Consider the following 14,875-nt stretch of genomic DNA (forward strand, 5'->3'; position numbering starts at 1 on the left):
CAGGACCACCTTCCCGCATCATCTTCACCCCACGGAGCACCCCATGCATGACGACCGCACCCTGGTCGAAGCCCGCCTCAAGCGCGTCCTCGACGAGCGCATCCGACCCGCCGTGTACCCCGAGTCCGTGCCGCTGGACGTCGCGGTCTGGCACGCTCCCGGTGAGCCGGTGCCCGTCGCCGAGGGGCTCGCGGCCACACCCGAGCCGATCGAGGTGGGTGCGCGCTGGGGCGCTCCGTGGGGCACCAGCTGGTTCCGGGTCACCGGGACCGTCCCCGAGGCGTGGGCAGGGAAGACCGTCGAGGCCCTGCTGGACCTCGGCTTCGACGAGAACATGCCCGGCTTCCAGTGCGAGGGGCTCGTCTACCGGCCCGACGGCACTCCGGTGAAGGGCCTCAACCCACGCAACCAGTGGGTGCGCATCGGCGCCCCGGTCGAGGGCGGCGAGGAGGTCCGGCTGCACGTCGAGGCCGCCTCCAACCCGGTGATCCTCGACTACCACCCCTTCCTGCCCACCCAGTTGGGCGACAAGGAGACCGCGGGCAGCGAGCCGCAGTACACCCTCACCCGGATGGACCTCGCCGTGCTCGACGAGACCGTGTGGGAGCTGGTGCTCGACCTGGAGGTCCTCGGCGAGCTGATGGCCGAGCTGCCGGTGGAGTCGGCGCGGCGCTGGGACATCCTGCGCGCGGTGGAGAAGGCGCTCGACGCGGTCGACCTGCAGGACGTGGGCGCGACCGCCGCCGCGGCCCGCGAACGGCTGGCCGGGGTGCTCGCCGAGCCCGCCGTCCCGTCCGCGCACCGCATCAGCGCCGTCGGGCACGCGCACATCGACTCGGCGTGGCTGTGGCCGCTGCGCGAGACCGTCCGCAAGGTGGCGCGGACCACCTCCAACATGACCGCGCTCATCGAGGACGAACCCGAGTTCGTCTTCGCGATGTCCCAGGCCCAGCAGTGGGCCTGGGTGAAGGAGCACCGGCCCGAAGTGTGGACGCGGGTGAAGAAGGCGGTCGCGGAGGGGCGGTTCGTGCCCGCGGGCGGTATGTGGGTCGAGTCGGACACCAACATGCCGGGTTCGGAGGCGATGGCCCGTCAGTTCGTGCACGGCAAGCGGTTCTTCCTCGACGAGTTCGGCATCGAGAACGACGAGGCCTGGCTGCCGGACACCTTCGGCTTCGCCGCCGGACTTCCGCAGATCATCAAGGCGGCGGGCTCCAAGTGGCTGCTCACCCAGAAGATCTCGTGGTCCCAGACCAACAAGTTCCCGCACCACACCTTCCAGTGGGAGGGCATCGACGGCACTCGCATCTTCACCCACTTCCCGCCCGTCGACACCTACAACTGCTCCATGCGGGGCAGCGAACTCGCCCACGCGGCCAAGAACTTCAAGGACAAGGGCGTCGCCCGGCACTCCCTCGCCCCCACCGGCTGGGGTGACGGAGGCGGCGGCACCACCCGCGAGATGGTCGCCAAGGCGGCCCGGGTCCGTGACCTCGAAGGCTCCGCCACCGTGGTGTGGGAGACCCCGACGGAGTTCTTCAAGAAGGCCGAGGCCGAGTACCCGAACGCCCCCGTCTGGGTCGGCGAGTTGTACCTCGAACTGCACCGCGCCACCCTGACCAGCCAGGCCAAGACCAAGCAGGGCAACCGCCGCAGCGAACACCTCCTGCGCGAGGCCGAACTCTGGGCGGCGACCGCGGCCGTACGGACCGGATTCCCTTACCCGTACGAGGAGTTGGACCGCATCTGGAAGACGGTCCTGCTCCACCAGTTCCACGACATCCTGCCCGGCTCGTCCATCGCCTGGGTGCACCGGGAGGCCCGTAGGACGTACGAGCGGGTCGCCGAGGAGCTGACCGGCATCATCGACGCGGCGCAGCGGGCGCTGGCGGGCGAAGGCGGCACGGAGCTCGTGTTCAACTCCGCCCCGCACCGCAGGGACGGGGTCCCGGCGGGCGGGGCCCAGCCCGCCGCCGTGGCGAGCGAGGTGACGCTCGCGCCGCGCGTAGGCGGCGGCCACGTCCTCGACAACGGCCTGCTGAAGGTCGAGATCGACGCCCGGGGCCTGGTCGTCTCCGCGTACGACATCGACGCCGACCGCGAGACGATCGCCCCGGGACGCGCCGCGAACCTGCTCCAGATCCACCCCGACTTCCCGAACATGTGGGACGCCTGGGACGTCGACGAGTTCTACCGCAACACCGTCACCGACCTGCTCGACGCGGACGAGGTCTCGCCCGGTGAGGACGGCGTGTCGGTGCGGATCGTACGGTCCTTCGGCGCGTCGCGGGTCACCCAGGTGCTGTCGCTCGCACCGGGGGAGCGGCGGCTCGGCATCGACACCGAGGTCGACTGGCACGAGACGGAGAAGTTCCTGAAGCTCGCCTTCCCGCTCGACATGCACGCGGAGCGGTACGCCTCCGAGACGCAGTTCGGGCACTTCTACCGGCCGACGCACACCAACACGTCCTGGGAGGCGGCCAAGTTCGAGGCGTGCAACCACCGGTTCGTGCACATCGAGGAGCCGGGCTGGGGTGTCGCGCTCGTCAACGACTCGACGTACGGCCACGACGTGACCCGTACCGTCCGGGACAGCGACTCGGGTACGACCACCACCGTGCGCGTCTCGCTGCTGCGTGCCCCGCGCTTCCCCGACCCCGAGACCGACCAGGGCGTCCACCGCTTCCGGCACGCGCTGGTGCCGGGGGCCGGCATCGGGGACGCGGTGCGCGAGGGGTGGCGGATCAACCTGCCGGAGCGCCGGGTGAGAGGCGAACGTGAGGTCGCGCCCCTGGTGGAGGTGGCGCAGGACGCGGTCGTGGTGACCGCGGTCAAGCTCGCCGACGACGGCAGCGGGGATGTGGTCGTACGCTTCCACGAGTCCCGGGGCGGGCGCACCAGGGCCACGCTGACGGCCGGGTTCGAGGTCGGGGACGTCACCGTGACCGACCTGCTGGAGCGGCCCCTCGCGGACGCCGCCGCGCCGCGGCGCGACGGTGACCGGGTCACCCTGTCGCTGCGCCCCTTCGAGCTGGTCACCCTGCGGCTGACACGCGCCTGAGCGGTCGCGTGTCCGACCCCTTCCCGGGCTGCGGATCCGGCTACTGCGTGAGCTGGGTCCGCAGCCACTGCTCCACTTCGCCCACGTGCGCGGCGGCGGCAGCCCTGGCCGCCTCCGGGTCGTGGGCCACCAGCGCGCGGTGGATCGCCGCGTGCTCGCGGCGCGTGCGCTCGAAGGCGCCCTCCTCCTGGTAGCCCCGCCAGACCCGGGCACGGAAGGTGCGCGAGGACAGGCCCTCCAGGATGGCGGCCATGGTCTCGTTGCCCGCGGCGGCCGCGATCTCGCGGTGGAAGGCCAGATCGTGGGCGAGGATCTCCTCCGGGTCGTCCGTCGCGTTCATCGCCAGCAGGTGTTTCTCGACCTCGGCCAGCTGGTCCGCCGTGATCCGAGCGGCGGCCAGCGCGGTCGCGGTCGACTCCAGGATCCGCCGCACCTCCAGCAGCTCGACCAGCTGCGGCCCGCGCGAGAGGTCGGCCACCACGCCGAAGGTCTCCAGCAGGTCCCCGGCCTCCAGCTGGGTGACGTAGATGCCCGAGCCGTGCCGGGCCTCCAGCACACCGAGGACCGTGAGCGCACGGATCGCCTCGCGCATCGAGCTGCGGGACATGCCGAGCTGGGCGGCGAGATCACGCTCGGTCGGCAGCCGCTGCCCGGGCTCCAGCCGGCCCTCGCCGATCATCGCCTTGATCCGCTCGATGGCGCGCTGCGTCACGGTGCCCTTCTGCGGGGCCGACTCGTCCACGCCGTCTCCTCCTGTCGCCGGGTGCGCCGCAGTCTAACCACCGGAGTGGTCGGACCACTACGGCTGATAACGCGGAAATTTTGGCGCACGGGGGTGTTGCGGAGGTGAAGTGGTCTGATAAATATTCGTCCCGGTTGAGCGGGACGCTCGGCCACGCACCGTCACCCCCGATCGATCTCGCTCAACGAGGAGCCGTCAGATGGCCGGCAGAAACGTGCGGAACACGCGAATTGCGTCGCGGGCAGTGCGTGCGGCGGCTGCGGCCGCCTGCGCGACCCTCGTGCTCGCGGCATGCGGCAGCACCAAGGACTCCGTGTCGTCGGGCGGCGGGGGCACCGGCAAGGTCGGGGTGATCCTGCCCCTGCTGACCTCGCCGTTCTGGCAGTCCTACAACGACTACGTGCCGAAGATGGCGAAGTCCGAAGGGGTCGACGCCCTCAAGACCGTCAACTCCAACAGCGACCCGTCCCAGCAGATCACCGACATCAACAACCAGCTCAACCAGGGCGTGAAGGGCCTCGTCGTGGCCCCCCTGGACAGCGCCGCGATCGCCGCCGGGCTCGACCAGGCCGAGCGCAAGGGCGTTCCCGTGGTGGCCGTCGACGTGGCGCCCGAGAAGGGCAAGGTCGCCATGGTCGTACGCGCCAACAACGTCGCGTACGGCGAGAAGGCCTGCGAGTACCTCGGCAAGCAGATCCCCTCCGGCAAGGTCGTGCAGATCATGGGCGACCTGGCCTCGGTCAACGGCCGGGACCGCTCCGAGGCCTTCCGCACCTGCGTGCAGAAGAACTACCCGAAGCTGAAGGTCCTGGAGATCCCCGCCAAGTGGGAGTCCGACACCGCGGCCTCCAAGCTCGACACCCTGCTGAACGCCAACCCCGACATCAAGGGCATCTACATGCAGGCGGGCGGCGTCTACCTCGCGCCGACCCTGCAGACGCTCAAGTCCAAGGGCATGCTGAAGAAGGCCGGCCAGGCGGGCCACATCGCGATCGTCTCGAACGACGGCATCCCGCAGGAGTTCGACGCGATCCGCAAGGGCGAGATCGACGCCACCGTCTCCCAGCCGGCCGACGCCTACGCCAAGTACGGCATGTACTACATCAAGGCCGCGATGCAGGGGAAGACGTTCAAGACCGGCCCGACCGACCACGACTCCGAGATCGTCAAGCTGCCCAGCGGCATCCTGGAGGACCAGCTGCCCGCGCCGCTGGTGACCAAGGACAACGTCGACGACCCCAAGCTCTGGGGCAACACGGTCAAATGAGCACCCCACTGGTGGAGGCGCGGGGGGTGGCCAAGCGGTACGGCCCCACCGTCGCCCTCCAAGACGGCCGGCTCACCGTTCTCCCCGGTGAGTCCCACGCCCTCGTCGGGCGCAACGGCGCGGGCAAGTCCACCCTCGTCACCATCCTCACCGGCCTCCAGGCCCCCGACGAGGGCGAGGTCCGCTTCGACGGCGAGCCCGCGCCCGCGCTCACCGACCGCGACGCCTGGCGCCGCAAGGTGGCCTGCGTCTACCAGAAGCCCACCGTCGTACCGGAGTTGACGGTCGCCGAGAACCTCTTCATCAACCGGCAGCCCGTCGGGCGCGGTGGCTTCATCAGCTGGCGCAGGCTGCGGGCCGAGGCGGCGCAGGTCCTGGACACCTGGGACGTGCACGTCGACCCGGAGGCCCGCACCGCCGACCTCAAGGTCGAGGACCGCCAAATGGTCGAGATCGCCCGGGCGCTCAGCTTCGGCGCCCGGTTCATCGTCCTCGACGAGCCGACCGCGCAGCTCGACAACCGGGAGATCGAACGGCTCTTCACCCGGATGCGCGCGCTCCAGGAGTCCGGTGTCACCTTCCTGTTCATCTCGCACCACCTCCAGGAGGTGTACGAGGTGTGCCAGACGGTCACCGTACTGCGCGACGCCCGCTGGATCACCACCGCGCCGGTCGCCGAACTCCCCCGCACGGCCCTGGTGGAGGCCATGGCGGGGGAGTCGATCGCCGAGCGGACCGTCACGCACCAGTCCGTCGCGGCGGACGCCCCGGTGCTGCTCGACGCCCGGGGGCTCACCTCGGACGCGTACGAGGACATCGACCTCACCGTCCGCCGCGGCGAGGTCCTCGGCCTCGCCGGCTCCAGCGGCAGCGGCAAGATCGAGCTTGCCGAGTCCTTCGCCGGACTGCACGCCCCGACCGGCGGAACGGCTCGACTCGACGGCGAGCGGCTGCCGTTCGGTGACGTGCAGGCCGCGCTCAAGGCGGGCGTCGCCTGTGTCCCGCGCGACCGGCACGAGCAGGGTCTCGTCTCCGGCATGACCATCGGCGACAACACCACCATGAGCGTCCTGAACCGGCTCGGCCGCTACGGCTTCATCGCCGCCGCCCGCAAGCGGGGCTTCGCCACCGAGCTGATCGAACGCCTCGACATCCACACCGAGGGCCCCGAACAGCCCGTCTCCGACCTCTCCGGCGGCAACGCGCAGAAGGTCGTCATGGCCCGCGCCCTCGCCTCCGACCCCCGCCTCCTCGTCCTCATCAACCCCACCGCGGGCGTCGACGTGAAGTCCAAGGAGTCACTGCTGTCCCGGATGGACAACGCCAGCGAGGACGGCACCGCCGTACTCGTCGTCTCCGACGAACTCGACGACCTGCGCCGCTGCGACCGCGTCCTCGTCCTCTTCCACGGCCGTGTCGTCGCCGAGCACCCGGCGGGCTGGCACGACCACGAGCTGATCGCCTCCATCGAAGGAGTGGACCATGGCTGACACGAAGGCCCCGTCGGCCTCGTCGCCCACCTCCGCGCGCGTCCCCGACGCACGGGCCGCCAAGACCGTACTGCTCCGCAGGGCCCGCGAACTCGCCCTCGTGCCCGCCTTGCTGGTGCTCCTGGTGCTCGGCGCGATCGTCAACGACTCGTTCCTCACCGAACGGAACCTGATCTCCATCCTGGGCGCCTCGGCGGCGCTCGCGATGGTGGTCCTCGCCGAGTCGCTGGTGCTGATCACCGGCAAGATCGATCTGTCACTGGAGTCGGTGGTCGGCATCGCGCCCGCCGTCGGCGCCCTGCTGGTGCTGCCGTCCGCGCAGTCCGGCTGGGGCACGGAGTGGTCGGCCGCGCTCGCCCTCGTCGCGATCCTCGTCGTGGGCGGAGTCATCGGCGCCTTCAACGGCATCCTCGTGGTGAAGTTCAAGCTCAACGCCTTCATCGTCACCCTCGCGATGCTGATCGTCCTGCGTGGCCTGTTGGTCGGCGCCACCAAGGGCAAGACACTGTTCGGCATGCCCGACGCGTTCTTCCAACTGGCCACCTCCACCTTCCTGCGGGTCCCGCTGTCGGTGTGGCTGGCCGCGGTCGCCTTCGGCGTCGCCGGACTGATCCTCAAATACCACCGCGTCGGGCGCGCCCTGTACGCCATCGGCGGCAACACGGAGGCGGCCCGCGCCGCCGGTATCCGCGTCGACCGGATGCTGCTCGGCGTCTCCGTCGTCGCCGGCGTCCTCGCCTCGGTCGGCGGGATCATGCAGACCGGATACGTCGGCGCGATCAGCGCCAACCAGGGCAACAACATGATCTTCACGGTGATGGCGGCGGCGGTCATCGGCGGCATCAGCCTGGACGGCGGCAAGGGCACCATGTTCGGCGCCCTGACCGGCGTCCTCCTCCTCGGCGTGGTGCAGAACCTGCTCACGCTCGCCCAGGTGCCGTCCTTCTGGATCCAGGCCATCTACGGCGGAATCATCCTGGTCGCCCTGATGATCGCCCGCGTGACCACCGGCCGCGCCCAGGACTGACCTCCCTTCGTCTTCGTACGGATCCAAGGACCCACGGATCCACGGAACCCTCCGTACGCCCCTGTCCCGGACCGAAAGGCCTCCCGTGTCCCCAACTGCCGCCCGTATCACCGCGGTCGACACCTACGACATCCGTTTCCCCACCTCGCGCGAGCTCGACGGCTCCGACGCGATGAACCCGGACCCCGACTACTCGGCGGCGTACGTCGTGCTGCGCAGCGACGCGGCCGACTGTCCCGAGGGGCACGGCTTCACCTTCACCATCGGGCGGGGCAACGACGTCCAGGTCGCCGCGATCGAGGCGCTGCGCGGGCATGTGGTCGGACGCTCGGTCGAGGAGCTGTGCGCGGACCCGGGCTCTCTCGCCCGGGACCTGATCGGGGACAGTCAGCTGCGCTGGCTCGGGCCCGAGAAGGGCGTGATGCACATGGCGATCGGCGCCGTCGTCAACGCCGTGTGGGACCTGGCCGCCAAGCGTGCCGGGAAGCCCCTGTGGCAGCTGCTCGCCGACGCCGAACCGGAGTGGCTGGTCCGCCAGGTCGACTTCCGCTACCTCACGGACGCCCTCACCCCCGAGGAGGCGCTCGAACTGCTCCGTCGTGGCCGGGAGGGCGCCGCCGAGCGCGCCGCGATCCTCCGGGAGAGGGGCTTCCCCGCCTACACCACCTCGCCCGGCTGGCTCGGCTACAGCGACGAGAAGCTCACCCGCCTCGCCGCCGAGGCCGTCGCCGACGGGTTCCGGCAGATCAAGCTGAAGGTGGGTGCCGATCTCGCGGACGACGTACGCCGCTGCCGGGTCGCCCGCTCGGTGGTCGGCCCCGACATCCGGATCGCCATCGACGCCAACCAGCGCTGGAACGTGGACGAGGCGATCACCTGGACCAAGGCCCTCGCCGAGTTCGAGCCCTACTGGATCGAGGAGCCCACCAGCCCCGACGACGTCCTCGGCCACGCCGCCGTCCGCGAGGCCGTCGCCCCCGTCAAGGTCGCCACCGGCGAACACGTCCAGAACCGTGTCGTCTTCAAACAGCTCCTCCAGGCCGGCGCCATCGACATCCTGCAGATCGACGCCGCCCGTGTCGCCGGCGTCAACGAGAACCTCGCCATCCTGCTTCTCGCGGCCAAGTTCGGCGTGCCGGTCTGCCCGCACGCGGGCGGGGTCGGCCTGTGCGAACTGGTCCAGCACCTGTCGATGTTCGACTTCGTGGCGCTCTCCGGCACCACCGACGACCGGGTCATCGAATACGTCGACCATCTGCACGACCACTTCCTCGACCCGGTGGTGATCAGGCAGGGTCACTACACGGCACCCACCGCGCCGGGCTTCTCCGCGACCATGCGGCCGCAGTCCATCGCGGAGTTCACCTACCCCGGCGGCACCTTCTGGGCCGCCGACCTCGCCCACCAGAAGTCCGGCAGTCGGCCGAGCGACAAGCAGAAGGGGGAAGCCGCGTGAGCGCCGACTTCGAAGGACTCAAGGCACTGGTGACCGGTGGCGCCTCCGGCATCGGCCGCGCCACCGCCGAGCTGCTCGCCGCCCGTGGGGCACGGGTCGCCGTCCTCGACCTGGACCCCTCGACGGTCGAAAAGCCCCTGCGTGGTTTCCGCGCCGACGTCACCGACGACGCCTCCGTACGCGAGGCCGTGGCCGCGGCCGTCGCGGATCTCGGCGGACTCGACGTGCTGATCAACAACGCCGGGATCGGCGCCCAGGGCACCGTCGAGGACAATGCCGACGACGAGTGGCACCGGGTCCTGGACGTCAATGTCGTCGGCATGGTCCGTACCGCCCGCGCCGCCCTGCCCCACCTGCGGGAATCCGCACACGCGGCGATCGTGAACACCTGCTCCATCGCCGCCACCGCCGGGCTCCCGCAGCGCGCCCTGTACTCCGCCACCAAGGGCGCCGTCCTCTCCCTCACCCTCGCCATGGCCGCCGACCACCTCCGCGAGGGCGTCCGCGTCAACTGTGTGAACCCCGGCACCGCCGACACCCCCTGGGTCGGCCGCCTCCTCGACGCCGCCGCCGACCCGGCCGCCGAGCGGGCCGCGCTGGAGGCCCGCCAGCCCTCCGGCCGCCTCGTCTCGGCGGACGAGGTCGCCGGCGCCATCGCCTACCTGGCGAGCCCGCTGTCCGGCGCCACCACCGGCACCGCCCTCGCCGTGGACGGCGGCATGCAGGGACTGCGACTGCGGCCGGTGGGCCAGTGAGCACGCTCGGAAGGGGCACGCTCGGGAACAGCGGTGTCGAGGTCAGTGCCCTGTCCTTCGGCGCCGCGGGCATCGGCAACCTGTTCACCGCCGTCAGTGACGAACAGGCGTACGAGACCGTGGACGCCGCCTGGGCCGGGGGCATCCGCTACTTCGACACCGCCCCGCACTACGGCATCGGCCTCTCCGAACGCCGTCTCGGCGCGGCCCTGCGCGATCGCCCCCGCTCCGACTACGCCATCTCCACCAAGGTGGGCCGCCTCCTGGAACCCACGGGCGCGGACACGGGCGGCGACGACCTGGCCGACGGCTTCGCGGTGCCCGCCACGCACCGCCGCGTCTGGGACTTCAGCGCCGAGGGCGTACGACGCGGCATCGAGGCCAGCCTCGAACGCCTGGGCCTGGACCGCGTGGACATCGTCTACCTGCACGACCCTGACGACCACGCCGAACAGGCCTTCCACGAGGGCTATCCGGCCCTGGAGCGGCTGCGCTCGGAAGGCGTGGTCGGCGCGATCGGCGCGGGCATGAACCAGGCAGAGATGCTTACCCGCTTCGTCCGCGACACGGACGTGGACGTGGTGCTGTGCGCGGGCCGCTACACCCTGCTCGACCACGCCGCGCTGACCGAGCTGCTCCCCGCCGCCGAGGAACGCGGCACATCGGTCGTCATCGGCGGCGCCTTCAACTCCGGCCTGCTGGCCGACCCAAGACCCGGAGCGACGTACAACTACGCGACCGCTCCGGCGGAGTTGCTGGACCGCGCCCTGCGACTGAAGGAGATCGCGGAGCGGCACGGCACCACCCTGCGCGCCGCCGCGCTGGCCTTTCCCGCCGCCCACCCGGTCGTCGCGAGCGTCCTGGCCGGCGCCCGCTCGGTGCACGAAGTCCGCGACTGCGTCGAGCAGTTCACGACACCGGTGCCGGAGGACTTCTGGCGGGAACTGCGCGAGGCGAAGCTGCTGCCCGAGGACGCCCCCGTACCCGTACCCCCACAGGACCCGTCATGAGAGTCGCCCTGCACACCAAGGTCCGCGCGGACCGCGTCGCCGCGTACGAGGCCGCCCACCGGGAGGTCCCCGAAGAGCTCACCAGGGCCATCCGCGCCGCCGGAGCCACCTCCTGGACGATCTGGCGCAGCGGCACCGACCTCTTCCACGTCCTGGAGTGCGAGGACTACGGGCACCTGCTCGCCGAACTGGAGAAACTGCCGGTCAACATCGCCTGGCAGGCACGCATGGCCGAACTCCTCGACGTCGTCCACGACTACTCGGGCGAGGGCGCTCAGGCCGGGCTGCCCGTCGTGTGGGAGCTGCCGTGACGGTGGACGCGCACCACCACGTGTGGGACCTCTCGGTCCGCGACCAGGACTGGATCACCGGGCCCGAACTCCAGCCACTGCGACGTGATTTCGGCGTGGCGGACCTCGCACCGCAGGCACGGGCCGCCGGCGTCGACCGCACGGTCCTCGTACAGACGATCACCGTGCCCGAGGAGACCCCGGAGTTCCTCGCCCTCGCGGCGCGGAGCGAGCTGATCGCGGGTGTGGTCGGCTGGACCGACCTGACCCGGCCGGACGTCGCCGACGAGCTGGCCCGGCTGCGGGAGCTGCCGGGCGGCCGCCATCTCAAGGGCATCCGCCACCAGGTACAGGGCGAGACCGACCCGGAGTGGCTGCTGCGTCCGGACGTACGGGACGGGCTCGCCGCCGTCGCCGAGGCGGGCCTCGTCTACGACCTGGTCGTGCTGCCGCACCAACTGCCGGCCTGCGTCCGAGCCGCCGCCGACCACCCCGGACTCACCTTCGTCCTCGACCACTTGGGCAAGCCACCGATCGCCACGGGCGCGCTGAATCCGTGGGCGACGGCCGTCCGGGCGCTGGCCCAGCTCCCCAACACCGTGTGCAAACTCTCCGGCATGGTCACCGAGGCGGACCACGCGAAGTGGACGGTCGACGGGCTGCGCCCCTACGCGGACACGGTCCTGGACGCCTTCGGACCCGGCCGGCTGATGTTCGGCTCCGACTGGCCGGTGTGCACGCTGGCGGCGTCGTACGGCCAAGTGGTCGATGCGGCCGAGGAGTTGACCGGGGGACTTGGCGCGGAGGAACGCGCCGAGGTCTTCGGCGGCACCGCCACCCGCGTCTACCGGCTCTGACCGACCGGTCCGATCCGCCGAGTCCGATCTACCGGCTCTGATCCACCCACTCCAGCCGCATCGGCGGCAGGAACTCGCGCACATACGTCCGGTGCCAGCACGCGCCCGTCTCCCGCAGCTCATGCCACGTCGTGTAGCGGTAGCGGTAGAGGCGGGCGCGGACGTACCGGGGCGGAGCGTCCGCCGGGAACGGGCAGCGGCGCAACAGCCGCAGTGTGTCCCGGTCGTTCTCCAGGAGCCGTTCGACCAGGCCCGTGAACCAGGAGGCGGCGTACGCGGGGGAGAGCGCCGCGAACCACATCAGCCAGTCGAGCCGCAGATGGTACGGCGCGTACTGGCGCGGCCAGTGGCGGGGATCGCCCGGTTTGCCCTTGAACTCGTACTCCTTCCACTCCGAGTCCTCCCGCGGCACGGGGTCCGCCGTGCCCTCGACGACCACCTCGTGGCGCACCCGGCTGACGCTGCCGAACGCGCCGTAGGTGTTGACCAGGTGCAGCGGGTCGAAGGAGCGGTTCATGACCTGGCGCCGGGAGATCAGGTTGCGGGCGGGGCGGTAGCTGAGGGCCACCAGACCCGTCGCGACCGCGAGGACCACGATCTCGTACCAGAGGGGCGGGCCTGCCACGCGCGGGGCAGTGGTGGGGAACTCGATCGCGGAGAGGGCGAGCACGATGGTGGTCCAGTTCAGCCAGGAGAAGTTGCCGGACAGGACCAGCCAGAGCTGGGTGAGGACCATCAGCGACGCTGCCGCCGTCGCGATCGGCTGCGGGGTGAAGAGGAGGACGGGCACGACGAGCTGGGTGAAGTGGTTCGCCGCCACCTCGGCCCGGTGGAAGGGCTTGGGGAGGTGGTGGAAGAACCAGCTCAGCGGTCCCGGCATCGGCTGCGTCTCGTGGTGGTAGTCGAGGCAGGTCAGCTCCCGCCAGCAGGAGTCCCCGCGCATCTTGATCAGCCCGGCGCCGAACTCCACGCGGAACAGCACCCAGCGCAGCAGGAAGAGGACGACGACCGGCGGGGCCACCTCGTCGTTGCCGAGGAACACGGCGAGGAAGCCGACCTCCAGGAGCAGGGACTCCCAGCCGAACGCGTACCAGGTCTGGCCCACATTGACGATCGACAGGTACATCGCCCAGGGCACCAGCCACAGCACCATGGCCCCCCAGAGCGGGAGCCGCTGGTCCAGGCCGGCGATCAGCGCCACCGACACCGCGCAGCCCGCCCAGGCCCAGGCCGCGAAGAAGCGGTCCGAGTAGCGCAGGTGGAACACGCTCGGCGCGTCGCGGAACGCGACCCGCGCCAGGAACCGCGGCACCGGAAGCATCCCCCGCTCCCCGATCAGCGCACGGAACTGGAGCGCCGCGCCCAGGAAGGCGACGAGGTACACCACGGCCAGGGCCCGCTGGAAGACCAGCCGGCTCAGCCAGTAGTCGGGGGCGACGAACCACTCCACGCGAGCCACTCCTCTTCCCTTGTCTTCCATTGTGACGCTGGGTGACCGTCTCCGCTTGCGTGTGCCAACTGGGCGACGCAGACAATAGTGGACGAAATGCCCTGAACGGCCGGCAGGTCGTGGTGCAACGGGAGGAAGCAGTGCAACGGGAGAACGTGGTGCGACAGGAGAACAGCGTGGTGCACATACCCACCCGAGCCTTCGTCATGGCCTGCGCGCTCTCGGCGGCGCTCCTCGTCGCCGGGTGCGGCGGCCGAGGCGGCGAGAGCGCGGAGTCCGGGGCCGACGGCAATGAGGTCTTCCTGCAGTCGGTCGCCGGCGGTGGCCGCGACCCGTTCACCGCGTCCACGGCCGCCGACTCGCCGTTCATCACCCGAATGCCGTACCCGGCGACACCCGCGAACCGTGGCTCCGCCCCGCAGGGCGTGCGCTCCTTCCCCGGCTCCACACCCGGCCTCTACGGCGGCACCCGGGCCGTCGGCAGCTGTGACGTCGAGAAGCAGATCGGCTTCCTCTCCTCGGACCCAGCCAAGGCGCGCTCCTTCGCGCAGGCGGCGGGCGTACGGCAGGCGACCGTCCCGGACTTTCTGCGCGCCCTGACCTCGGTCGTGCTGCGCGCCGACACACAGGTCACCGACCACGGCTTCCGTGACGGCCGGGCGACCAGCTTCCAGTCGGTGCTCCAGCGGGGCACCGCGGTCCTCGTCGACAACCGGGGCATGCCGCGGGTGCGCTGCGCCGGCGGCAACCCGCTGAACCCGCCCGTCGTGTCCAGGACGACCCCGGGGACCCAGGGGCAGCCCTGGTCCGGTTTCCGTCCTGGCAACGTTGTCGTCGTGACCCCGGCGTCCACCGCGATCAGGAACATCACGATCATCGACATCGTCGACAGCAGGTGGATCGAACGGCGGATGGGGGACGACGGTCACCGGGACGTCGTCCTGCGGCCGACGGTCGCGGCCGCGAGCCCCGGCCGTCGCACCGACACGACGAGCCCCGGCACAAATCCCAGTGCGAGTCCCAGTACAAGCCCGAGCACGGTCCCGGAGCAGAGCCCGCGGACGGACCCCTTCGCGGACGAGCCGCCGTCCGACTGTGTGACGCCCACCCTGACCGTCACCCCGGAGGGAACCTCGGGCATACCGGATGGCGGCGCGCCGACGGAGGCTCCGGTGGCCGCGGTGTCGGGCTGTCTCCCGCCCACCACGACCGCCCCGCCGACGGTCCCGCCGACCCCCGACCCCAACTCCACGGAGAGCGACCGGAACGCCCCGCAGGATCCCCTCGCCCCGCTGGACCCCTCGGAGGACGAGATCGGCCCCGACACCGTTCCGGAGATCCCCGACCTGCCCGACGGCGGTGGTCTGATCCCCGACGAGTCGCCCGACGCGGGCACCGTCTTCGACGCCCCTACGGACGTCTTCGACGGCTGAGCGCCGAGCGGTCGGGGGAGGCCGAATCCGGACTCCC

12 protein-coding genes are annotated in these 14,875 nt (G+C 71.1%); 10 read left to right on the forward strand and 2 right to left on the reverse strand.

Annotation, left to right across the window (positions count from 1 at the left end; translation table 11 throughout):
- The first annotated feature begins 43 nt into the window (after nt 1-43).
- Nucleotides 44-3,061, forward strand: coding sequence for an alpha-mannosidase (locus OG798_RS45180; RefSeq protein ID WP_328758946.1), 3,018 nt, complete (start codon nt 44-46; stop codon nt 3,059-3,061).
- Between the two features lie 40 nt (nt 3,062-3,101).
- Here OG798_RS45180 and OG798_RS45185 read toward each other — a convergent pair whose 3' ends face one another.
- Entirely contained in the window at nt 3,102-3,803 is a 702-nt protein-coding gene (locus OG798_RS45185) for a FadR/GntR family transcriptional regulator (protein ID WP_328758947.1), read from the reverse strand.
- A gap of 199 nt (nt 3,804-4,002) precedes the next feature.
- On the opposite strand from OG798_RS45185, the gene OG798_RS45190 reads away from it, so the two are divergent.
- The 8 genes from OG798_RS45190 to OG798_RS45225 all read left to right on the forward strand — a co-directional run bounded on the left by OG798_RS45190 (nt 4,003) and on the right by OG798_RS45225 (nt 11,955).
- Nucleotides 4,003-5,070 (forward strand): sugar ABC transporter substrate-binding protein, encoded by a 1,068-nt coding sequence (locus OG798_RS45190; protein ID WP_121414139.1) that lies wholly within the window; start codon nt 4,003-4,005, stop codon nt 5,068-5,070.
- Nucleotides 5,067-6,560 (forward strand): sugar ABC transporter ATP-binding protein, encoded by a 1,494-nt coding sequence (locus tag OG798_RS45195; protein WP_095851215.1) that lies wholly within the window; start codon nt 5,067-5,069, stop codon nt 6,558-6,560. The genes OG798_RS45190 and OG798_RS45195 overlap by 4 nt, the downstream gene beginning before the upstream one ends.
- A complete protein-coding gene (locus OG798_RS45200) occupies nt 6,553-7,587 on the forward strand; it encodes an ABC transporter permease (protein ID WP_060899761.1) in 1,035 nt (344 codons plus the stop codon). Before OG798_RS45195 ends, OG798_RS45200 begins: the two co-directional genes overlap by 8 nt.
- An 85-nt stretch (nt 7,588-7,672) precedes the next feature.
- Nucleotides 7,673-9,043 carry an L-fuconate dehydratase gene (locus tag OG798_RS45205; protein WP_121414137.1) on the forward strand — a complete coding sequence of 457 codons (1,371 nt, stop codon included), beginning with the start codon at nt 7,673-7,675 and terminating at the stop codon, nt 9,041-9,043.
- On the forward strand, nt 9,040-9,798 hold the full coding sequence (locus OG798_RS45210) for an SDR family NAD(P)-dependent oxidoreductase (protein WP_121414136.1): 759 nt from the start codon (nt 9,040-9,042) through the stop codon (nt 9,796-9,798). Before OG798_RS45205 ends, OG798_RS45210 begins: the two co-directional genes overlap by 4 nt.
- Entirely contained in the window at nt 9,795-10,808 is a 1,014-nt protein-coding gene (locus OG798_RS45215) for an aldo/keto reductase (RefSeq protein ID WP_267064025.1), read from the forward strand. The genes OG798_RS45210 and OG798_RS45215 overlap by 4 nt, the downstream gene beginning before the upstream one ends.
- Entirely contained in the window at nt 10,805-11,119 is a 315-nt protein-coding gene (locus OG798_RS45220; protein WP_095851211.1) for an L-rhamnose mutarotase, read from the forward strand. Before OG798_RS45215 ends, OG798_RS45220 begins: the two co-directional genes overlap by 4 nt.
- Complete coding sequence (locus tag OG798_RS45225) at nt 11,116-11,955, forward strand: amidohydrolase family protein (protein WP_328758949.1); 840 nt, start codon at nt 11,116-11,118, stop codon at nt 11,953-11,955. Before OG798_RS45220 ends, OG798_RS45225 begins: the two co-directional genes overlap by 4 nt.
- Nucleotides 11,956-11,983: 28 nt before the next feature.
- Here the strand turns inward: OG798_RS45225 and OG798_RS45230 are convergent, their stop codons facing one another.
- A complete protein-coding gene (locus tag OG798_RS45230) occupies nt 11,984-13,405 on the reverse strand; it encodes a lipase maturation factor family protein (RefSeq protein WP_120986408.1) in 1,422 nt (473 codons plus the stop codon).
- A gap of 176 nt (nt 13,406-13,581) precedes the next feature.
- On the opposite strand from OG798_RS45230, the gene OG798_RS45235 reads away from it, so the two are divergent.
- Nucleotides 13,582-14,838: a DUF6777 domain-containing protein gene (locus OG798_RS45235; RefSeq protein WP_328758951.1), complete on the forward strand. Its 1,257-nt coding sequence runs from the start codon at nt 13,582-13,584 to the stop codon at nt 14,836-14,838.
- The last annotated feature ends 37 nt before the right edge of the window (nt 14,839-14,875 follow it).

This window comes from Streptomyces sp. NBC_00271 (genome assembly GCF_036178845.1).
GTDB lineage: Bacteria > Actinomycetota > Actinomycetes > Streptomycetales > Streptomycetaceae > Streptomyces.